The sequence below is a fragment of the Proteus sp. fly-1067 genome, assembly GCF_040139345.1.
GTDB classification, from domain to species: domain Bacteria; phylum Pseudomonadota; class Gammaproteobacteria; order Enterobacterales; family Enterobacteriaceae; genus Proteus; species Proteus vulgaris_B.
Genome location: NZ_JBEEUL010000003.1, coordinates 62,102 through 82,747 on the forward strand (window position 1 = coordinate 62,102; position 20,646 = coordinate 82,747).

At 33.0% G+C, this 20,646-nt stretch carries 21 protein-coding genes and 1 tRNA gene; 10 read left to right on the plus strand and 12 right to left on the minus strand.

What is annotated here, in order from left to right; all coding sequences use genetic code 11:
- Window positions 1–107 precede the first annotated feature (107 nt).
- Together ABN217_RS06565 and galE are read right to left on the minus strand one after the other, a co-directional pair.
- Entirely contained in the window at window positions 108–1,163 is a 1,056-nt protein-coding gene (locus ABN217_RS06565; protein ID WP_196554908.1) for a UDP-glucose--hexose-1-phosphate uridylyltransferase, read from the minus strand.
- Between the two features lie 45 nt (window positions 1,164–1,208).
- On the minus strand, window positions 1,209–2,225 hold the full coding sequence (galE, locus tag ABN217_RS06570) for a UDP-glucose 4-epimerase GalE (protein ID WP_196554909.1): 1,017 nt from the start codon (window positions 2,223–2,225) through the stop codon (window positions 1,209–1,211).
- Between the two features lie 561 nt (window positions 2,226–2,786).
- On the opposite strand from galE, the gene ghrB reads away from it, so the two are divergent.
- Window positions 2,787–3,746, plus strand: a complete 960-nt coding sequence (gene ghrB, locus ABN217_RS06575; RefSeq protein WP_349459241.1) for a glyoxylate/hydroxypyruvate reductase GhrB — start codon at window positions 2,787–2,789, stop codon at window positions 3,744–3,746.
- A gap of 76 nt (window positions 3,747–3,822) precedes the next feature.
- Here the strand turns inward: ghrB and ABN217_RS06580 are convergent, their stop codons facing one another.
- Window positions 3,823–4,737 (minus strand): cation diffusion facilitator family transporter, encoded by a 915-nt coding sequence (locus ABN217_RS06580; protein ID WP_349459242.1) that lies wholly within the window; start codon window positions 4,735–4,737, stop codon window positions 3,823–3,825.
- Between the two features lie 535 nt (window positions 4,738–5,272).
- On the opposite strand from ABN217_RS06580, the gene ABN217_RS06585 reads away from it, so the two are divergent.
- Entirely contained in the window at window positions 5,273–5,710 is a 438-nt protein-coding gene (locus ABN217_RS06585) for a universal stress protein (RefSeq protein WP_023581562.1), read from the plus strand.
- An 87-nt stretch (window positions 5,711–5,797) separates the two neighbouring features.
- On the opposite strand, the gene eco is transcribed toward ABN217_RS06585, so the two are convergent.
- Window positions 5,798–6,289 (minus strand): serine protease inhibitor ecotin, encoded by a 492-nt coding sequence (eco, locus tag ABN217_RS06590; protein WP_196554912.1) that lies wholly within the window; start codon window positions 6,287–6,289, stop codon window positions 5,798–5,800.
- Window positions 6,290–6,541: 252 nt separating this feature from the next.
- On the opposite strand from eco, the gene ABN217_RS06595 reads away from it, so the two are divergent.
- Both ABN217_RS06595 and ABN217_RS06600 read left to right on the plus strand, forming a co-directional pair.
- Complete coding sequence (locus ABN217_RS06595) at window positions 6,542–6,757, plus strand: DUF465 domain-containing protein (RefSeq protein WP_115350639.1); 216 nt, start codon at window positions 6,542–6,544, stop codon at window positions 6,755–6,757.
- 110 nt (window positions 6,758–6,867) lie between these two features.
- Window positions 6,868–7,107: a YecH family metal-binding protein gene (locus ABN217_RS06600; protein WP_072069209.1), complete on the plus strand. Its 240-nt coding sequence runs from the start codon at window positions 6,868–6,870 to the stop codon at window positions 7,105–7,107.
- A 119-nt stretch (window positions 7,108–7,226) separates the two neighbouring features.
- Here ABN217_RS06600 and ABN217_RS06605 read toward each other — a convergent pair whose 3' ends face one another.
- Window positions 7,227–7,472 (minus strand): DinI-like family protein, encoded by a 246-nt coding sequence (locus ABN217_RS06605; protein ID WP_072069210.1) that lies wholly within the window; start codon window positions 7,470–7,472, stop codon window positions 7,227–7,229.
- Window positions 7,473–7,652: 180 nt separating this feature from the next.
- On the opposite strand from ABN217_RS06605, the gene ABN217_RS06610 reads away from it, so the two are divergent.
- Window positions 7,653–8,003 carry a nitrous oxide-stimulated promoter family protein gene (locus ABN217_RS06610; RefSeq protein WP_115350641.1) on the plus strand — a complete coding sequence of 117 codons (351 nt, stop codon included), beginning with the start codon at window positions 7,653–7,655 and terminating at the stop codon, window positions 8,001–8,003.
- Here the strand turns inward: ABN217_RS06610 and ABN217_RS06615 are convergent.
- Entirely contained in the window at window positions 7,981–8,538 is a 558-nt protein-coding gene (locus tag ABN217_RS06615; RefSeq protein WP_196554914.1) for a GNAT family N-acetyltransferase, read from the minus strand. The genes ABN217_RS06610 and ABN217_RS06615 overlap by 23 nt on opposite strands.
- Before the next feature lie 79 nt (window positions 8,539–8,617).
- A complete protein-coding gene (locus ABN217_RS06620; RefSeq protein ID WP_231619269.1) occupies window positions 8,618–9,133 on the minus strand; it encodes a bactofilin family protein in 516 nt (171 codons plus the stop codon).
- A gap of 1,172 nt (window positions 9,134–10,305) precedes the next feature.
- Here ABN217_RS06620 and ABN217_RS06625 point away from each other — a divergent pair.
- Both ABN217_RS06625 and ABN217_RS06630 read left to right on the plus strand, forming a co-directional pair.
- On the plus strand, window positions 10,306–11,142 hold the full coding sequence (locus tag ABN217_RS06625; protein ID WP_164526531.1) for a helix-turn-helix transcriptional regulator: 837 nt from the start codon (window positions 10,306–10,308) through the stop codon (window positions 11,140–11,142).
- An 84-nt stretch (window positions 11,143–11,226) separates the two neighbouring features.
- Window positions 11,227–12,087 (plus strand): T3SS regulon anti-activator ExsD domain-containing protein, encoded by an 861-nt coding sequence (locus ABN217_RS06630; protein ID WP_231619268.1) that lies wholly within the window; start codon window positions 11,227–11,229, stop codon window positions 12,085–12,087.
- A 59-nt stretch (window positions 12,088–12,146) separates the two neighbouring features.
- Here the strand turns inward: ABN217_RS06630 and ABN217_RS06635 are convergent, their stop codons facing one another.
- Together ABN217_RS06635 and ABN217_RS06640 are read right to left on the minus strand one after the other, a co-directional pair.
- A complete protein-coding gene (locus tag ABN217_RS06635) occupies window positions 12,147–14,963 on the minus strand; it encodes a sugar transporter (protein ID WP_196554917.1) in 2,817 nt (938 codons plus the stop codon).
- Between the two features lie 5 nt (window positions 14,964–14,968).
- The gene (locus ABN217_RS06640; RefSeq protein WP_231619267.1) at window positions 14,969–15,466 is read right to left on the minus strand and encodes a YuaE family lipoprotein; all 498 of its coding nucleotides are present in this window, start codon (window positions 15,464–15,466) and stop codon (window positions 14,969–14,971) included.
- A gap of 441 nt (window positions 15,467–15,907) precedes the next feature.
- Here ABN217_RS06640 and ABN217_RS06645 point away from each other — a divergent pair, with 441 nt between their 5' ends.
- The 3 genes from ABN217_RS06645 to ABN217_RS06655 all read left to right on the plus strand — a co-directional run bounded on the left by ABN217_RS06645 (window position 15,908) and on the right by ABN217_RS06655 (window position 17,686).
- Window positions 15,908–16,456 (plus strand): NADPH-dependent FMN reductase, encoded by a 549-nt coding sequence (locus ABN217_RS06645; protein WP_340893489.1) that lies wholly within the window; start codon window positions 15,908–15,910, stop codon window positions 16,454–16,456.
- Between the two features lie 520 nt (window positions 16,457–16,976).
- Window positions 16,977–17,186, plus strand: coding sequence for a sigma-S stabilization anti-adapter protein IraP (locus ABN217_RS06650; protein ID WP_072069219.1), 210 nt, complete (start codon window positions 16,977–16,979; stop codon window positions 17,184–17,186).
- A gap of 296 nt (window positions 17,187–17,482) precedes the next feature.
- Complete coding sequence (locus tag ABN217_RS06655; protein ID WP_115350648.1) at window positions 17,483–17,686, plus strand: hypothetical protein; 204 nt, start codon at window positions 17,483–17,485, stop codon at window positions 17,684–17,686.
- A 425-nt stretch (window positions 17,687–18,111) separates the two neighbouring features.
- Here the strand turns inward: ABN217_RS06655 and ABN217_RS06660 are convergent, their stop codons facing one another.
- The 3 genes from ABN217_RS06660 to ABN217_RS06670 form a co-directional block, all read right to left on the minus strand.
- Window positions 18,112–19,662 (minus strand): methyl-accepting chemotaxis protein, encoded by a 1,551-nt coding sequence (locus ABN217_RS06660; RefSeq protein ID WP_340893490.1) that lies wholly within the window; start codon window positions 19,660–19,662, stop codon window positions 18,112–18,114.
- Window positions 19,663–20,284: 622 nt separating this feature from the next.
- Window positions 20,285–20,437: a hypothetical protein gene (locus ABN217_RS06665; RefSeq protein ID WP_340893491.1), complete on the minus strand. Its 153-nt coding sequence runs from the start codon at window positions 20,435–20,437 to the stop codon at window positions 20,285–20,287.
- Between the two features lie 112 nt (window positions 20,438–20,549).
- Window positions 20,550–20,623 (minus strand) — tRNA-Gly (locus tag ABN217_RS06670).
- Between the last annotated feature and the right edge of the window lie 23 nt (window positions 20,624–20,646).

Consider the following 20,646-nt stretch of genomic DNA (forward strand, 5'->3'; position numbering starts at 1 on the left):
AAGTAATAAAATCCCACCACATCATTATGTAAATAATGAGATGTCTGGTTTAATTTATTTGGTACAAAAGGCTGATTAACTAAAATACCTTTCCATATTGAAGGTCATTAACGTTGCTCTTTATAATGAATGTCGCTTACTTGGCGTAAATTATTTGCCGCTTGTTCTGGTGTTAAGTCTCTTTGCGATTCTGCTAACATTTCATACCCCACCATATATTTACGTACAGTGGCTGAACGTAATAATGGCGGATAATAAAGTGCATGTAATTGCCAATGATCGGTATTTCTACCGTCTTTAAAAGATGGCGCAAAATGCCACCCCATTGAATAAGGGAAAGAGCAATGAAATAAATTATCATAACGGCTGGTTAACTTTTTCATTGCAATAGCTAGGTCATCGCGTTGAACGCTATTTAACTCACTCATTCGACGAATATGCGTCTTAGGTAATAACATTGTTTCATAAGGCCAAGCAGCCCAATAAGGTACTATTGCCAGCCAATGTTCAGTTTCAACAACGGTTCGACTTGCGTCTTTACATTCAGCATCAACATAATCAATTAATAAATTACGCCCGTATTTTTCAAAATACGCTTTTAAATGTGTATCTTTTCTCGCTAATTCATTAGGTAAGAAGTCACTCGCCCAAATTTGCCCATGAGGATGCGGTTGGGAACATCCCATAGTTTCACCTTTATTCTCGAACACTTGAACCCAAAGGTACTCTTTACTGAGCTCTTCTATCTGGTTATCCCAAGTATCGACAATTTTACGTAAGCTATTTAAAGGCAATTCAGGTATTGTTTTTCCATGATCGGGCGAAAAACAGATAACGCGACTAATTCCTCTTACAGCTTGAGTTTGAAATAAAGGATTTAATGAAGGATCAACATCATATTCATCTTGTAATAACGCAGAGTGATCGTTATTAAAGACATATGTTCCGGTGTAATCTGGATTTTTATCACCAGAAACACGCGTATTATTTGGACACAAATAACAATGTGGATCATAAGAGGGAAGAGTCGCAATCTGAGGTTTTTCATCTTTACCATTCCAAGGTCGTTTCGCTCTATGAGGTGAAACCAAAATCCACTGATCAGTGAGTGGATTATAGCGACGATGAGGATGTTCAACAGGATCAAAAATCAGTTTTGACATAACCTTCTCTCTTATTTATTCAAGATTATCTAAATACTGTAAATCTTATTTCAGATAACCATTTGGGTTTTGTGACTGCCAACGCCAAGCATCAGCGGCCATATCATCAATTGAACGAATGGCTTTCCAATGCAAATCTTTCTCTGCTTTTGCGGGGCTTGACCAACATTCAGCGATATCACCAGGGCGGCGAGCCTGTAGTTGATAAGGGATCGGTTTACCACTGGCTTTACGAAATGCTTCAATCATTTCAATCACGCTCGTGCCGTTACCCGTTCCTAAATTATAAATATGTAGACCTGCTTTTTTACCTAATGCATTTAACGCAGCGATATGGCCATCCGCCAGATCCATAACATGAATGTAATCACGAACGCCTGTACCGTCTTTTGTTGGGTAATCATTACCAAACACAGCAACGTGCTCACGACGACCAATAGCGACTTGAGAAATATATGGCGTTAAATTGTTTGGAATACCTTTAGGATCTTCTCCCATCGTGCCTGATGGATGGGCACCAACAGGATTAAAGTAGCGTAGTAAACTGATAGACCAGCTTTCATCAGCAACATATAAATCAGATAATATACGCTCAACCATATATTTACTGGTGCCATAAGGATTGGTTGTACCACCAACCGGTGAGTCTTCACTAATAGGTACAGATTGAGGGTCCCCATAAACCGTCGCTGACGAGCTAAAAATAATACTTTTAATACCAGCATCTCGCATGCAACGCACTAACACCAATGTACCATTAACATTGTTGTCATAATATTCAATTGGCTTTTGAACAGATTCACCTACTGCTTTCAATCCCGCAAAATGAATAACAGATTGAATTGTATGTTTAGCAAAAATTGATGCTAATAATTGATCATTACGAATATCGCCGTTGTAGAACAATGGGCGTTTACCAGTTAATGCTTCAACGCGGTTAAGCACTTCTTCATTCGCATTGCTAAGGTTATCTAAAATAATTGGGGTCATACCAGCTTCAATCATTTGAACGCAAGTATGACTACCAATATATCCCATACCACCTGTCACTAATATTTCCACATTCACCTCTTTTGATTCAATTCAACGGAAAAGAGCAAGTCGGTTTCTGTTCACTGACACAGAGTTTAGCAAGATCAACAAAATAATTTCGTGATCAAACCGACATTTAGTGTAAACGTTTACACTCTTTTCGTGCTCACTAATATTTTATAAAAACCTTAATTTAGAATTGTATTACAGTAAGTTAATAAAACATGTAATACGCCCCATCTCTTCGCCACTAAAAAAACACTCACTCAAAGTAAACGATTACATCCTAATTAATCAGTTAATTACATGATAAAACTGACATTCAACACGTTTTATCATACCTTATTAAGTTCCCTGCTAATATGTTTAAGCGGAGTAAGGATCCCCTTAATAAATTACTTACAGTTCATAAGATGCTTTAATTGAATAGATACAATTTTATAAGTACTTTATTGTATAAATACTCTAAATAATTCAAATCACAGCTAGGCGACAAGTAAATGAGTCGCTAGGAGCATACATTAGTATGTGACTAGTGCGAATAAACGTAGCTGTGGTTTGAAGTATGACGAGTATTAAATGGAGAACATAATGAAACCGACTGTCTTGCTCTACCAAAGCCTTCCCGAAACACTGTACAAAAAATTGTCTAGTTTTGCTGATATCAAACAATTTGACACGCTCTCTTTAGACTCTAATGATTTTTGTTCAGCACTTGCCAATGCTTCTGGATTACTCGGCGCTGGAGGCAATATTGATAAAAACTTTATAGACCACGCTCCTCATTTAAAAGCTGTTTCAACAGTTTCGGTTGGCTATGATAATGTCGATGTTAATGCACTCACTAAGCGTAATATAAAGCTAATGCACACACCAACGGTATTAACAGACACCGTTGCTGACACTATGATGGCATTAGTGCTTGCTGTATCAAGACGTATCCCAGAACTTGCAGATAATATTAAACAAGGCTTATGGGTTAAAGGTATCACACCTGATTGGTACGGTACTGATGTTCATCATAAAACCATGGGTATTCTTGGTATGGGTCGAATTGGTAAAGCATTGGCACAACGCGCTCATTTTGGTTTTAATATGAATATTCTTTATCATTCACGGACAGAATATACTGATGTAAATGACCGTTTTGATGCTGAGTATTGTGATTTAAATACGCTACTACAGCAATCTGATTTTGTGTGTATCACCTTACCATTAACACCAGAAACACATCATTTAATAAGCCAAAATCAGTTTTCAATGATGAAGCCCGATGCTTATTTAATTAATGCAGGTAGAGGGGCTGTCGTTGATGAAAAAGCATTAATTAATGCACTAGAACAAAAAGAAATTGCAGGTGCTGGACTTGATGTTTTTGAAACAGAGCCACTGTCGCCATCATCACCTTTATTGAGCATGAAAAATGTAGTTGCCGTCCCACATATTGGCTCTGCGACAAAAGAAACTCGCTACGCAATGGCTGAATGCGCGGTAGATAATCTGATTGCAGCATTGAGTGATAACGTAAAAGAAAACTGCGTTAATTTCTAAAGTAGTAAATAGATCTTTTTGAGGAACAAAAAAAGGTAATGGAAATCAACCATTACCTTTTTATTCTATTTTTAATTTAGGCAGGATCTACGTGTGCCATTACACTTAATATCTGCTTATTTTGTAAAACATTATTACGAGCGCTGACGACAATCTCATGGCTTTCACTAACAGTGAGATCCCCTTTTATTTCAAGATGTACATCTACCAATAAATAATCACCTGAACGGCGGGTTTTTAAATCATGCACACCTTGCACACCTGGAGTTGTAATCAGCTTCTGTTTAATTTCTTTCAAGGTTTCTTCATCTGCCCCTCTGTCCATTAAATCTTGCAAAGCTTGATAAGTAAAACGCCACCCCATACGACCAACAAATAAACCTACAATTAATGCTGCAAGAGGATCGAAGAACTTAAATCCAGCAAGACTACCAAGAATACCAATAGCAACAACTAATGAAGAGGCGGCATCTGAGCGCGCATGCCATGCATTTGCAACTAGCATATTAGAATCCACTCTTTTAGCGACACCAAGCATGTAACGAAAGAGCCCTTCTTTAGCTGCTAATGCTAATAAAGCAACATACAATGCAACGCGATGAACTTCAGGAATAGTTGAAGGATCTAAAACTTTATGAATTGCAGAAACCACCATACCTAAACCGACAATTAATAAAATAGTTCCAAGGATAAGTGAAGCTGCGTTTTCATAACGCAGATGACCATAAGGGTGATCTGCATCGGGTTGTTTCTGACTGCCTTTATTAGCAATTAAAACAACAAAATCAGCAATAAGATCAGAAAGTGAGTGAATACCATCCGCAATTAAGCCTTGAGAGTGTGAGAAAAAGCCTACGGTAATTTGCCAAATGGATAAGAAAATATTAACAAAAACGCTCACTAGCGTGCTTTTTTTAGCTGCTTTAAACTTTTCAGACTGCGTATTACTAGTCCGATCCAACTCAATATCATCAATGTGATTATGTGTCATAATAATAATCTTATTTGGTTTTAAATAGCCTACTCTATTTATAATAGCCAAATAGAGTTCCATAGGTTATTTCAGGTTCCATAACTCATTGGTGAGGATAAAGGACGACTCTGAATAACAATCCAGTTTAGGGACTAAGATTGCTGTCCAGACATCATATTGAGATGTCATTACCTATTAATATGCCATATTTAATTCTTTATGTCTCTTATTTTTACCAATAAAATCTTATAGATACAGAACAATAATATAATTGATAATCATTCTTTTATGCATTTTCTCTTTGAGTGCAAGGTAAAGAATTTTTATTTTTAATACGATATTATTAATTGCTTTTCTGTCAGTAAGTTAAGGTGTATAACTTATTTTAATTATATTTTTGAGATTATTTCAGCCATTATTTACTTTTTTATGATTTATAATGTAAAGCAGTAAATAATCATTCTCACTCTTATTTAAAACACAGATCACAGCTATTTTTCACTATTATGTAATAATAGTAAATATTTTAAACTAACGCTAAGTGAGGTTTGTAATGTATAAGAAAATCCTAGTTCCTATTGATATTTTAGAAGATGAACTTTCTCAGGAACTGATCGCTCACATTGAACAAATTGCAAAGGTGGGTAAACCTGAGATCCACTTCCTCACCGTTATTCCTAACGCCGAACTTTTTTTTGGTATTGAATTTGCGGCTATTCCTGAAAAATTCAAAGATTCATCAGAGCGTACTCGTCTTGCTTTTGTCGCATTACAAGAAATGATCAAAGACGCTAAAATTCCTGATGAACAAATTATATGTAATGTGGGTGTTGGTAATGCAAAAGATGAAATTTTAGAATATGCCCGCCACATTGATGCTGATTTAATTGCAATTGCTTCACATCGACCTAATGTTTCATCCTATTTATTAGGTTCAACAGCATCATCTATTGTACGTCATGCAAAAATGTCAGTTTTAGTTATCCGTTAATCTTTAACTTCAATAATAACAAAGCCCTTTGTTTCAACAACAAAGGGCTTTTTAGTAAACTAAGGTCGTCCTAAATAAGGTTATCTGTTATTTTTTAACTGAATCTTGGATAGTATCAGCAGCAGACCAAACACGGTATTTCACATCAACGTCTTTTGGTGCATAAATAACAATAGGTAATTTGCTGTTATAACGGATGAAGGCATCAGAGCCCATATTGGCCTGAACAAAAGCATCTTTTTTCGTATTATCCGCACAACCCATCATAGTAGACATTGGGCCATTTAAATCACCAACAACATAATAGCTATAACCCCAACCTTCTAAATTCTTTTCATCTAGTTCAGCACCAAACCACTGATGATTACAATCTACTTTTAGCTCTTTACCAACGATTAACTCAACTTGGTAATTACCTTCATTATCTTTTTGTTCTAACTCGATAACATGACGAACTTGATTTTCTTGAGCTTTAGGATAAGGCGCAACTTTATCTAAACTGTCGGTAGCTTGAGCACATGCAGATAAAGACATTGCTGCAACTAAAGATAATATTACTTTGTTCATCACTTTCTCCATTTTTACAGCGAACACTTCGCTGTTAATAAAATTAGTCAGATATTTTTATTACTCATTATCTGAATACTAATATTTTTAGTGCTTGAATGCTAACATCTTAGTAAATATCACTATGAGAGGATAATTCCGAATGTTTTAAAAAGAAAAATCATGTTTTTTTATGAAATGTAAATTTGTGATACATCACCATGCAGATATCCAATCTATGATTATACTGAAATAGAGACCCAATTTCTTTTCATAGGAGGTTATATGTTCTCAAATCAACAAGCGCTTGTTTCTCAACTAAGAAACAGTGATCCTCGCTTTCAGGCTCTCTACGATAAACATCATCGACTCAATCAAGAAATTGCAAAATTAGAAGGCCCTAATGGAGCAGGCTATAATGATGAAGTGGTCAAACTAAAAAAAGAAAAACTTCATCTCAAAGATGAAATGCAAAAAATACTTCAACGAAGTGAAAAATAATGATCTTTTTAAAGCGATGATTAATGTCATCGCTTTTTATGATTAAAAACAAAGATATCACCCCATAAAGATGCATAATTAATGTATCTTTTGTTTTTTAGGGGTTCAACATGTCATCAATTCACGGTCATGAAGTTTTACAAATGATCCTTTCTTCAGACATTGCTTTTACCAAAGCGTCACTTATTGATGCTATTCATCAGAAATTTGGCAATGACTCTCGATTTCATACTTGTTCAGCTGAAAATATGACAGCAACTGAATTAGTTGATTTCTTAGAAAAGAAAGGAAAATTTATTCCTGCTGAAGGTGGCTTTACGACAAGTGAAAATAAAATTTGTCGTCATTGATAAATATACTGTTTAAAATTCGATTGCCAGTGATTTCCGTTTCTAGTTAATGTGCTTTTAACTTTAAAAAATAAAAGACCATTATTTCTGGCAATCGTAAGGACTTTATTTATTGAACTTTAATCTTCATCTGTTTGTAACCAAGAATCATCTTCCCAAACACTTTGAATAAGTTCCATAATGTGTTCGTGTTTAGTTTCATCTTTTATGCCTGTAACTTGAATTGAGTTCATGCTACTGAAGGCGATACGAAACTGCATATCGGGGTATTCTGGAATGATCTTTTTTCTTAATTCGTGTTCTAAAAGCGGAAATAATGAGTCGGTTATCTTAGATTGTTTATTAAATAAAATTTCCACACGCATTGGTTTCACCATTTAAAGGCAAATAAACTGTATATAAACACAGTATTATATTCTAGGAAAAAAGAAAAGCCTTTTTACTAAATTTTTTTCATCATAGTTCATTAAATAATTTTTTAGCGTCTCTATAGGCTTAATGATAAGATGCATAATAAATGCAACATATTACTAAGAGAGAAGGATATGTCAGGAAAAAGAATTTCTCGTGAAAAAGAAACTATTCAAAAAATGGTTTCTCTTTATGCAAAATCACACCCTGAGACCGACTCAGATTATTATCAAAAATTAATCGATTACGCCTACAACCGATTAGATAAATGTCGCTATGGTGAAGATAAACCCGCCTGTAAACAGTGTCCCATCCATTGTTACCAACCTATAAAAAGAGAAACCATGAAACAAATCATGCGTTGGGCTGGTCCACGGATGCTGATTTATCATCCAATTTTGGCAATACGTCATCTTATTGATGATAAAAAACCGGTACCTCCGCTTCCTGAAAAAAAGCGTACTATTCGTTCAACTGAAAAATGAAGTCAGATTTCTTCAATCGATATAAAACATGTTCCGCTAAAGGGTGGGTTTTATCTAATGCGGGATGAAAGAAGTTATCAGATTGATGCATACCTAATTTTTGCATCACACCTTGAGATGGAAGGTTTGAAACCGCGGTAAAAGCGACAACTTCATCAAGTTCCAACGTTTTAAAAGCAAATCTAAATACGGCTAATGCGGCCTCATAAGTATATCCCTTACGCCAATGCTTTTGTCCTATACGCCAGCCAATCTCTACACAGGGACTAAAAGGTAAAGAGGCTACTGGAATATTTAACCCAACAAAGCCAATAAACTCTTGGTTTTCTTTTAATTCAACCGCCCACATTCCCCATCCATTTTGTTGAATAAATTTTTCACGGATAGTCTCAACCATTTTATCGCTTTCTAATTGAGATAAAGTACGCGGAAAGTAGCGCATTACTTCAGATGAGGAGTTAACTTCATAAAAAAATGGCGCTTTATCACTTTCACGCCATTCTCGTAAGTGTAGTCTAGGAGTCTCTAAATTCATCGTTATTCTCTATTTATACAAAACTAAGGTAATATCGATAAAATAGGACAAGCAAAAAATAATGAAAAGAAAAGAAGACTTATTTTTTATTTTCTTTTAGTTGGTTTTCTACAGGTGCCGTTACTTTATCTTTATTTACATTAGCACTTTCTTTGATTGAAACCACTCGTTGTTGAGCAACTGATTTAGCTTGATGTTCAACTTGCTCTGATTGCCCTGTAAAAATACCACCACGCTTAATAGACATACTTCCACAACGACTAGTACCACGTAACTCCCCATGCTCTAAAATATCTAGATTGTTTGCAGCGCAAATGCCTTTAACAAAACCATCAATAATAATATCAGGAGCCGTTAATTCACCTTCAACTTGTCCTGCATGCATAACACGAATGACACCATCTTTGACATTAATATTTCCCGATACTTTACCCCAAATTTGGATATCGCCATCGACATTAATATCACCTTGAAATACCGTTCCTTTCGCAATAATAGTATACAGTTTCTGCTCTGGCATCGGTTTTTTCTCTTCTGTTATAACTGGCGTAACAGGATCTGCTACTTTTGGTGTTTCAGTTTTACGACTAAACATAGCGGTTTTTTTTAACCTCAAAGTCATGGAATAAATAATAATGCTAAAAATTAGGATTAAGATAATCAAAAACTCTCCAGCCATTTGGGAACGCCAAAAGGCAATTAATGCAAGAGTCCAAATTATCCATATCCCACTAAATATAATATTTCGCAGTGTCCGCTTATTCTCCATAATTAGCTATACCCTACCTCCCTGACAATAAATACACTTATGCATTCATTATTTTAATAAATTTATGCCAAGCATAATGCCAGTAATAAGACTATTATTACCTTTTACTTTATTGATTTGCTCCTTAAAATAAATTGCATTAAATAGAATAAAACTATAAAGCTATTTATTTAAATAACCCAACCACAATGTAATCAATTTGTAAAAATCTTAGTTTTTTGGATAAATATTTTTTAATGCAAATTAACATTATATGTACATACTTATCTTTTTATTTGGGAATTTTATTTAAAAAATTTTAAACTTAACGGCTCTACTCTATTTATTTCCCATAAAATTCTGAGACTACAGTCGCATAAATAAAAAATAATGAGAGAAAAAACTGCTTCTTCTTCATAAAGAACAAACAAATTTTTCATTTTATAGAAACCCATAAAAACGCAGGTTATAATCACGTTAAGTTATTTAAATTAAGTGAAATTAAATTAGTTAAATTTTAGTATTAAATTTTCTTACACATAAAATTCTCAATAAACTAAAATAACATCAACAAACTGATATCAAATAAATCACAATTAAAAAATAAAGAGTATATTTACATTTTAAATGTATTCACTTTTTTTTACACTGTAAAGGGAAAACAATAAACCCAACTATTTGTTATACAATATAATTTAATAATAAAAAAACAAAGTGTAAAATATTTATTACATAAATATACTTAGCATCCTTTATTACTACTGATAAAATCTTTCCTTTTTTAAATTTTCTTTTGCAATTCATTAATAACATCTTAAAATTGACAAACTTACTTATCTTAAATCAGCAATAGAAACTCAATGTCTAATATCTAAAAAAAAACCGCATCAAATTAAAGAAAATATTCTTCTTTTTACTTTTAATAGCGTTTTAATAATAAAGAAGTGTTTTTATAAATACTATTATTTTATTTTTATAAAAATACAATGATACTTATATAATGATTTTTTGGGCGAAAAATGAATACCATACCATGTGATAATAAAAACCAATATGATTGCTTAATTCAAAAGAAATCTTATTTTTATCCACAATACCAAATACTAGAAAATGAGCAAAAAGCACTCTTTATCATACGAAAAAATGCACTTATTTTACAAAACTGCACAGATACAGTAACGGTTAATCAAGATCAGGTTATTTTTTTACAGCAAGGTAATTACACAATAAAAACACCCGCTACAGAGCCAACAGAGATTATTTACATACCTCTCTCTGATGATTTTTTAAGAGATTTCATATCAAAATACAATGATATTCTAAGTCGAATAGAAAGAGATCAGGATTTTTCGAGCGCATTTATCTGTTTTCAAAATTCGCCTCTTATACAATTTTGTAGCAATGGTTTTGAGTATATAACTATTCACTCTTGCCCTGAGACATTTACACAGTTACGAATTGAAGAACTTTTAATCCTTCTGCTTTCAACAGAACAAGGCTCAGACTTAATGGCATTATTGCGCCAACTCAGTCATCGCCAAATAGATCGTTTAAAACTGTTTATGGAAAAAAATCACTTAAAAAATTGGAAGCTCAAACAATTTGCTCGTGAATTTGGTATGGGGTTAACAACATTTAAAGAGCTTTTTAACCATGTTTATGGAACTTCACCAAGAACATGGATCTGCGAAAGAAGGATCATTTATGCACATCAATTACTACTTACCACAGAGATGAGTATCGTTGATATCTCAATGGAATCAGGTTTTTCAAGTCAATCTTACTTTACACAAAGCTACCATCGTCGTTTCAATATGACACCGAGCAAAGCGAGAAACCTTAGATTAAAATTATAAAAAATCTGGTCGATTATCATAATATAAAAAAGCCATTCATCGTTAGAATACTTAGAATTTATTCTTATGAGTGAGTTGTATATCGTGATAAAAGAAAATAGATGCCCTACCCAACCTCATTATTATGGCTACTTAGCGTTACTAAAAAAAATGATGGTTAGCAATGATAAAAAAACTGTAGATAGACTATTTAACCTACAGTTTTCTTTGCATACCAATAGAAGCAATGTCAATGAGCAACAGATAAAAATATTATCTCGCATACTATGCCGTGAAAATTTAGATAGCTTATTACAATCTACTTGGTTTTTACGGAAAAAACATTGCCTTATCGCTATTACTAAAGAGGATATTCGTAACATCATTGAGATTTCCCATTCTTTTCATACACCGCAGTCATATTCTATTTTTACAGTAATGGATTGGGATCAGTCATTAAAAGCAACCGTTAATATCAATGAGCATATGCGCTTAATTCAAGCCATTATAAAACCACTTTTTGTTTGGTGGGTTCAACATATTACACCTCAATTATTCACCCTTTATGAAACAAAAAAAGAACTTGAGTTTCAAATTATGCAGTGTGAAAACATTAAGTCATTTGCAGAAAAACAACTATCAAATACAAAAGACTCTTTTTTATCTTTAGATGATATCAATATTAAACTTAGTACAGATAATGTTAGATTGATTGTTATTGATGATTTATTACAAAAAAGCATTCAGTCACTCTTAGAACATTGGGAAACCGAACCTGCTTTTAATATTGAGATCACAAATACACTAGATTATATACGGGAAGTGACACCGAGTTCTGAATTATTAAAACCTTTATGGAAAATTTTGAATAGTATCCCAGAGTATCCTGAAAATTGTCAGAAACTAAAAGATTGGTTATTAGAAAGGGATCTTTGCTTAAAGAATGATCTATTCTTATGGAAATAAATAAAAACCAGCTCTTCTTTTAACGGAAAAAAAGAGCTGATACTATCATTTAATCATTTTTATTTAACATCTAAAATTTCAATTGTCACGATAGACATTGATTCCGGTGGTACTTGTCCAGGAACACCATTTTTCCCATAACCGCCACCTGGTTTTATATAAATTTTAGCTTTACCATTGATACCAGCTTTAGCAATAAAGGTATTCAGTGGTAATGGTAATTGACGATAAGGTAAAGTAAGTGGCTTAGCTTTATCATAATTAAGCGTTACAGTCCCGTCGGTTAACTCTTCATGCATCGTAAATATAACCGTTTTACCTGTAATTGAATCAACAGGTTTACCCTGTTTTAAAATTTTAAAATAGGTATTATCGTCATACTGTATATAATTTTGTTTTTGAATTTCAGATAGAATAGATTTATTGCGTTGAGCATTATCTTTACCAATAATTGAATATGCATAAGCAAGTTGTCCCGCGATCATTTGCCCTTCACCTGCTATTTTCTCAAGCTGCTCTTTTAATGTTTTATTTTCTTTTAATGCATTGCTTGTTTCAGTATTAGCTTTCACTAATTCAGCTTCTTTTGCCTTAATTTGCTCGTTTAATTGCGTACTCTTTTCTTCCAAAGACAGAGTTAATGCACGTTGAGTTTCAAGCTGTTTGGTGATATCACGCATCTCTTTTTGGGTGTCAGCCAATGTCTTTTCTTGCTGTTTTGATTGTCCAATCGCTTCTGTTTGCTGTTGCTTTAACGCACTAATTTGCTGTGTACTTTCTATATTTTGTTTTTCTAATTGTGCTTTTACATCAGCTAATTGATTACTTAATTTATCAACAACATTTTGCTTTTCAGTAAGTTGCTTTTCCAATAATGCAGAAGCCTTGGCACTTTCTGTTTGACTCACCGTTAGTTGTGCTAATGCAATATTACTTTCTTTAAATTGAGTATCTAATGCCTGATATTTAGCCGACAACTCATTCTGCGCTTTTTCTAATTTAGCAATCAAATTATTTTTATCTGTAATTAAATTATCAACTGCTTTCTCACCTGCAGATAAGCTTTTTTTCAAGTCAGCTAATTCTGTTATTTTATTCTCTAACTGTAATTTTAATTCTGGTATAGCTTTCAGCTTTTCATCAGCCTGCTCTTTTTGTTGTTGAACAGCTAAAAGTGACTTGTTTAGTTGAGTTTGTTCTTGGTTATTTTTTTCAACTTGTATTTTTAATTGTGCTATTTCTTGACGTTGTTCATCAACAAGTTTGTTATTAGCATCTTGTTGTTTTTCTGCTTCTACTACTTTTAATGCAAGCTCTTTAGATAAATCTTCACGTTCTGATGTGATTTTCAATAATGTACTTTGTAGTTTCTCTATCTCTTTTTTCGCAGTGTTATCTTGTAATAATAGTTGTGCCTGCACAAACTGGGATTGAATATCTTCTTTTTCTTTTTTGATAGTTGCTAATTGGCTATGTACATCAGCCAGTTGCTTGGCCAAATTAGTTTGTTCATTGGTTATTGTCGATAACGATTTTTCCAATACTGCTATTTCTTTATTTTTTACAGCTTCTAGCTTGGCTAACTCTTGTTCTTTTTGCTCACGACTACCTTGGAGTAATTGTTCAGCCTGTGCATATTGAGCCTGAACATTTTCTTTTTCTTGCTCGACTTTAGTCAATAATGTTTGTTTTTCATTTAATTGACTTAACAGTTTTTCTTGTTCGGCTTTCGTACTCTCAAGTGAGTTTTGTAACTTATCAAGTTCTTTTTTAGCACTATCATCTTTCAGTAGTGCTTGAGCCTGCAAATACTGGGATTGTAATTGCTCTTTTTCTTGCTCAAGTTGAGTAAACTTTACTTCTAAATTTTTAAGTGTTTCTGATTGTTTTTCAAAATCTTGCTGTTGTTTTGCTAGTTCTGTGTTTTTTGCAGTTGTTGCACTTAACACATTTTCTTTATCTGCTAATTGCTTAATTAATAAATCACGTTCTTCTTTTGTTTCTTCCAGGTCTGTTTGTAGCTTGGCAACAGCTTGTTTCAATGTATCATCATTGAGTAAGTTATTTGCAGTCGCTAATTTTTCTTCTGTTTCAGCCAGCGATAGTTCCAATTGCTTAATTTGGTTATTCGCATTTTGAAGTTTTTCTAAATGTTCCTTTAACGCTACTGTTTGCTCTGTATATTTCTGATACAGAGTTTGATATTTATTTCTTGTGTCGGCTAAACGATTCAACAACATTTTATTAAAAAGAGGTTGTTTATGATCAAGCACAGAGCGATTAAATTGATATGCAAAATGGAAAGGAATTGCAGTCACAGAATAAAATGTGCCTGGAATAATATCTAATAAGAAATTTTCATTTTGTTGAGGTTTTGAATAGTTTTCTTTCGAATAAAGCGCTAACGGGTTATAGACCGTAGCATTATTTCTATACTGATATCGATTAAGATCTTCAGGTGTAAACTGAGGTTTAATCGGAACAAATGAAAGTAAGGGAGTCAAATAGCGAGTATTATCACTCTTAAATTTAGAATAATCCGCAGGTAATATTGGGCAATTTTCAGCCAGCGTGATATCAGGTGTCTCTACTGACTCGACCACCTGATTATCTTTTTTTATTTGTACAGAAGGCTTAACTCGTTGCTCTGGCTTGTTTTGTTGAGATACCGTTGTTGTGCGGTTTACTCCACGATTAGCCTGACCGGTTCTCGTTGACGATGAAATTGTAGCAGATGTTTTAGGCTCAATTTTAATTGGCTCTTGCGTTTCAAAATAACGGTCAAAATCTTCAATAACAGAATTAAACTCATTATTGGCAAACGACAGTGTTGGAAACAGCATAAAAGCGAGACAAACACTCTGCTTTAATTTCATAGTAATTATTCACCTAGTTTTTTCAATGTCGAATTAACAGACATAATCGACAGATAGCGAACTTTTGCACACAAAACTTCTGTTTTTGATTCAATACTCATTTTTAGTAAATCTAAGCTATCTTTACTTGCCGTGTCTTGAACACTACGGTACATCGCATTAATTTCACTAATTTCTTTAAATGAACTCATCATAGATTGATAGTCCGATGGAGAAAAAGTTTTTAGAGAATCAAGTTGTTTAATACAAGCGCTTTGTGGTGCTAATCCTAATTTTCTTGCATCTACACCACTATCAACAGATCCTGCTGTAGGTGTCATAGAAATCGGTTGTGCTGTTGCTACTGGCTGAGTCATAGCAACGGGCTGTGTTGCTTGAGCTTGCACCGGTGCTGGCGTCTCAACTGGACGTGTTTGATCTGACCAAACACACCCAGATAAAGCGAGAATGCTGGTTGTTATAAATACAGCAAGGACATTCTTTTTATTTTGTAATAAGGACATCATTTTTCCTTAATCCCGATCAGACTTAAAAATAAGAGCATATGAGTTGTCGCATTTTAAGCCATTTTATTATAATTTTCTATTACCTACTGCATACTAAATAAATAGGCTAACACTCAAGGTTGCAATGAGTGCTCCTATCATTTCATTTATTTTTTCTTGAAACACTACCTACATCACACTAAAGATGTCATTTTTTGAATGTCGGATTTATTTAGTAAAAATGTTGTCATATAAAATGGTTATTTTTTATTTCAGTAAAATAATACCAGATAATAATAAAAATAATAATACTAATTTTATCATTTGTTTACACCATTTACGTGTGATAATTAAGCTTATATTTTGTTTTCGTTCTTTAACGACTAAGATAAAATCAAGAAATGAGTATTAGATATTGTCACTGATATTTTTTCTATCCTTCAATATAGGAGAAGTAAGATGAATCATTTTAAAATAGGTATTGTTGTCGGTAGTTTAAGAAAAGAGTCGTATAACAAACAAACCGCAAATGCATTAGTTAAGTTATTCCCTAAAGAGTTTACTTACGAATTTATCGATATCGGTAACCTTCCTCTCTATAACCAAGATGATGATAATCATACACCTCCTACTGTTATCAGTTTCAAGCAACGTGTAAAAGAGTGCCAAGGCATTATTTTTGTCACTCCAGAATATAATCGTTCTATTCCTGGTGTCCTCAAAAATGCGCTAGACCAAGCATCCCGCCCCTATGGAATGAATGCTTGGGATAAAATTCCTGCTGGTATTATCGGGGTTTCAATCGGTAATATTAGTACAGCTATAGCACAACAGCATCTACGTAACTCGTTATCTTTCTTAAATATGCCGACCTTAAATCAGCCTGAGTGTTACCTGAAGTGGTATGATGAAATGGTCGAAGATGGAGAATTTTCTGAAAAAACAGCACGTTTTATGCAAAATTGGGTTGATGCTTATGTCGCTTTTGTAAAACAAAATAATCAATAATCTATACCTCTAAAAAGAGCTTTGTGTTTTTAATACATTGCTCTTTTTTTATTTTCATTTTTTGACTATCAAAAAAATAAAGTATTCTGTTTTTCATCTAATAATAAATCGCTACTGATAAAAGTTTTAATATTTGCTGAATAACACTGAATAATATAACTCCTCATTTAAATATTAAACAACACATTAAGACTAATTTAGACCATCTTTAAAAGATGCTTATTACAATTATAATTAAAATGCTTATTATATAAGCAAAAGTTAAGTGTTTTAAATAAAAACAGATACAAGATCAAAATGCACCACATCGCTCAGTCATCTAAAAGTTGGAAAGTATCAATAAAGCTATATCAATATTTATTGGTAGAATTTAGAAATTAGTAATTATTTCTAATATTTTATATTAGATTAGAATATTAGGCATAATGTGCGATACATCTCTAAATAATATACTTCAATAATTGTGATAAACAAAAAAATTACCTATATTACTCATCCATTAAATACTGGCAGGTAAATCATGGATAAAAATTTAAAAGAAATTGAGTGCGAAATTGCGGCACTAAAAATTGTTATCAAATCTTTACTTTCCACGCTAAGTGATAAACAAAGAAGAGATATGCTAGGCAATATATCTATTGTAATTGAAGACACATCAAATCGATATCCTCAGCTTAATGAAGTTATTAACTTAACAGAGCAATATGTAAAAAAACTCACTCAAGCTTAGTGAAGAAAGTTATTCAATTTTATGTTTACCAAAATATTATAGGGTGCATATTGCATCCTACTTCTTTTGTTATATAGGATATGCATTAATTTCTTCCCATTAATGCAATCTTAAGTGAAATTCATTAAGTTATTATTTCCTAGCTCAAATATTCCCAATTTTATTTTTCAATAAAATCATCATAAAACTATTGCTCCTTTTGGCTGATTTATTTTTTCCTTGGTTTTACTTAAGCAATTAATTAATATAAAAAATAGTTAATCACACAGTAATGTAGCATTGTTTTTGAGGGGCATATGGAAAAAAAAGTTGTCAATATAGAGTATGAAATCGCAGCATTAAAAGTAGTATTAAAAGCATTGTTATTGACTTTAACAGACAAACAAAAAGAAGTCGCAATTCAAGATATAAACAAAACCGTCAATGATGCCTACATTAATCATCCTCAATACAAAGATGTTATAAGCAAAACAGAACAATATATAAAAAAAATGATCTAAAAATCTGGCGCTATATCATCCACACACCTCTTTTTATTATTATTATTTATCTTGAGGTAAATTATATTAGCGCCTTTAGAAAATTAAAATCATCTTAAAGAAAACATAATCAATGATTGATTGACTATAAGAAACAAAATAGAAAATATTCTACAATTTATTAAAAATAAAATAAAATAAAATAAAATAAATGAGTTTACTCTTTATAAATAGTCTGTTTTTTATAAAATTTTTTTATTTTTTTAATGGATTTAGAAAAATTATTATCATATTGATACTCAGTCAATGATTGGTTAACTGATTGAGTAAATGTTTATCAATATTGAATAAATATAGAATTATATATATCTTTTTTATTTTATCTATGCGTCTAACGAGTAAAAACTTACCACCTTAGACACATGACTTATGGAAGTATCTCGATATTAATGATGCACAAGATTGAATTTTTGTACTGATAATTGTAATTCTTCGGTCTGTCTTTCTAATGAAATGGCCGCTGCTGAGACCTGTTCAACCAAAGAGGCATTTTGTTGCGTCACACTGTCCATTTGAGTAATAGCAACACTTACTTGACCAATACCTTTACTTTGTTCCTCTGATGCAATAGTGATTTCTTTCATTATTGAAGTAACCTGTTTTACTCCTGTCAAAATATCTTCCATTGTTTTTTCCATATCACTCACTAAACAGGCACCTTTTTTCACTCGTGTCGTTGAGTCAGCAATAAGTACTTCAATCTCTTTAGCGGCTTTTGCGCTATCTCCCGCTAAATTGCGCACTTCATTTGCCACTACCATAAAACCTCGACCATGAGCGCCAGCCCTAGCCGCTTCTACCGATGCATTTAGTGCAAGTATATTTGTTTGAAACGCTATATTATTGATAACATTAATAATATCAGCAATTTTGCTTGAACTATCAGAGATCCCATCCATCGTTGTGACGACAGATTCAGCTAACTCATTACCTTTTTCAACAGTGACTGACGCCACTTCAGCTAATTCTCTTGCTTGGTAAGCATGCTCCATATTTTGATTAACCGCAGCGGTAATTTCTTCCATACTTGCGGCTGTTTGCTCTAATGCCGTCGCTTGTTCTTCAGTACGAGATGCCAAATCATTATTCCCTTTCGCAATTTCAGATGCACCTCGATAAATGCTGTCACTTCCCTGACGGATAGTGCTCACTGCCTCATGTAAGCTATTTTGCATTCCATTTAATAATGGTATTAATCGCCCTGCACAGTTATTACCAAAATGCTCTAGTGGTTGACTAAGATCACCCTCTGTAATTTTTACAAAATGCTGGCGAATACTTTCTAATGGTTTTTGTAACATGGACACCAAGTAACGGTCGGTGAGAATAAGAATAATCCCACCTAAAATTGCGCTAATAAAAATAACAATTTGAGTTATTTCAATAAGTTCATCAACCTCTTCTATCGTTCTATCAATTTTTATATTTGCAATTTGATTAAATTTTTCAGTAATGTCACCAAATTCGCGACTTAATGCAGGAGTGACATTTCTAGCATGTTGCTCATATTCTTCAATAGTGCCATTTAATGCGAGTGCCATTTGTTTTTTAACTCCTTGTTCAAAAAGAGCTAACCAAATCTCCATCAATTCTTGAGAGGTATTTGCATCCATAGGCCCTGGAGAAACCGATTTCATATATTCGATCTGTTTTTCCATGTTCTCCATTGCGATTTGAGCTTGTGCAAAGTCAACTTCTTTACCCTCTGCTTTTTGTTCTACCAAACGATTAAGCCGTGAAGTAAAACGAAAGTATTGGTCATTTCCCTGACTAAGTGCGGCCATTTGCTTTATTATTTGATTATCAGCCTGATTGCCTTCAGATATTTGTGATAGTGACCATGCGCTATAAAGACTTACACCGCCAAATAACACACATAAAGTACCCAGTATTACTATCATCATCATACGAATAGTAATGTTACGAAGTTTCTGCATCGAATTTCTCAACTAGCAAGATAAAGTAATCCCAATAGGGCGTAATGTACTTTTATCGACATCTTTTCAATTTATTTTAATTTTTTACTAATTTTTTTTATAAATTGATTTTTTGTTTTCTATACATAAAAAGGGTTAGTTAAGATAAGCAAAAACGTTACTTATGTATCATTTTTTATAACCTTAAATAAAAAACAAAAAAAATCATTTAAAATCAACAAACTATAAAATTAGCGACTTGAAAAACAAATAAGAAGTATTAAAGAGATAAAAGGATAATTGAAGGGAAAGATAAGGTTTAGAATATTCTTAATTAGCTAAAAGTAGAGCAAGGATAACCTAACTACAAGTTAATGTAATATACCCTAGTACTTTGAAAGGAAAAATGTCAATAGGCTTATTTTTGACTTCTCGCATATTGTCATCAACTACAATATATGTTTGAGCGATACAACCATCTTGGAATAATAAGGCATCTTTTTGAATGAAAGACTTTAGCGGTTGATATTCTTTTGAACCACTACTAAAATTTTTTATGTCTATGATATTGATTTAAAGGAAGAATGATTAGGTTAGGTTGTAATAATTCCATTTTAGTTCAATAACCTAGCCTAAATTTAAACTATGCATTTTTTGATGTTTCTTGGCGATCCTGGCGTGCATTTTCTGAAGAATGTTTAGTATTAGGTTTAGAGTTCTTTATTTGCTTAAGCATTTGTTCTGCATCTTTTCCCGTCAGGATGGTACGACCGAACGTACTACTTGTAATAGCCATTTTAACCTCCTGCGTTAAGATTGGTATATTAGGTATGTAAAATATCAACTTAATGTTGTATACAGATTAAGCAATCGAATTTATGGGATCAAGAAAATTCACGATGAAAAGTTGGAGCGGGCGAAGGGAATCGAACCCTCGTATAGAGCTTGGGAAGCTCTCGTTCTACCATTGAACTACGCCCGCACTTGATTTTGCTGATTATACGC

Bases quoted from the DNA above. Each gene is read 5' to 3' on its own strand.
- ABN217_RS06565 (WP_196554908.1), bottom strand. From the start codon at position 1,163: ATGTCAAAACTGATTTTTGATCCTGTTGAACATCCTCATCGTCGCTAT.
- ghrB (WP_349459241.1), top strand. From the start codon at position 2,787: ATGAAACCGACTGTCTTGCTCTACCAAAGCCTTCCCGAAACACTGTAC.
- ABN217_RS06580 (WP_349459242.1), bottom strand. From the start codon at position 4,737: ATGACACATAATCACATTGATGATATTGAGTTGGATCGGACTAGTAAT.
- ABN217_RS06585 (WP_023581562.1), top strand. From the start codon at position 5,273: ATGTATAAGAAAATCCTAGTTCCTATTGATATTTTAGAAGATGAACTT.
- eco (WP_196554912.1), bottom strand. From the start codon at position 6,289: ATGGAGAAAGTGATGAACAAAGTAATATTATCTTTAGTTGCAGCAATG.
- ABN217_RS06595 (WP_115350639.1), top strand. From the start codon at position 6,542: ATGTTCTCAAATCAACAAGCGCTTGTTTCTCAACTAAGAAACAGTGAT.
- ABN217_RS06600 (WP_072069209.1), top strand. From the start codon at position 6,868: ATGTCATCAATTCACGGTCATGAAGTTTTACAAATGATCCTTTCTTCA.
- ABN217_RS06605 (WP_072069210.1), bottom strand. From the start codon at position 7,472: ATGCGTGTGGAAATTTTATTTAATAAACAATCTAAGATAACCGACTCA.
- ABN217_RS06610 (WP_115350641.1), top strand. From the start codon at position 7,653: ATGTCAGGAAAAAGAATTTCTCGTGAAAAAGAAACTATTCAAAAAATG.
- ABN217_RS06615 (WP_196554914.1), bottom strand. From the start codon at position 8,538: ATGAATTTAGAGACTCCTAGACTACACTTACGAGAATGGCGTGAAAGT.
- ABN217_RS06620 (WP_231619269.1), bottom strand. From the start codon at position 9,133: ATGTTTAGTCGTAAAACTGAAACACCAAAAGTAGCAGATCCTGTTACG.
- ABN217_RS06625 (WP_164526531.1), top strand. From the start codon at position 10,306: ATGAATACCATACCATGTGATAATAAAAACCAATATGATTGCTTAATT.
- ABN217_RS06635 (WP_196554917.1), bottom strand. From the start codon at position 14,963: ATGAAATTAAAGCAGAGTGTTTGTCTCGCTTTTATGCTGTTTCCAACA.
- ABN217_RS06640 (WP_231619267.1), bottom strand. From the start codon at position 15,466: ATGTCCTTATTACAAAATAAAAAGAATGTCCTTGCTGTATTTATAACA.
- ABN217_RS06645 (WP_340893489.1), top strand. From the start codon at position 15,908: ATGAATCATTTTAAAATAGGTATTGTTGTCGGTAGTTTAAGAAAAGAG.
- ABN217_RS06650 (WP_072069219.1), top strand. From the start codon at position 16,977: ATGGATAAAAATTTAAAAGAAATTGAGTGCGAAATTGCGGCACTAAAA.
- ABN217_RS06655 (WP_115350648.1), top strand. From the start codon at position 17,483: ATGGAAAAAAAAGTTGTCAATATAGAGTATGAAATCGCAGCATTAAAA.
- ABN217_RS06660 (WP_340893490.1), bottom strand. From the start codon at position 19,662: ATGCAGAAACTTCGTAACATTACTATTCGTATGATGATGATAGTAATA.
- ABN217_RS06665 (WP_340893491.1), bottom strand. From the start codon at position 20,437: ATGGCTATTACAAGTAGTACGTTCGGTCGTACCATCCTGACGGGAAAA.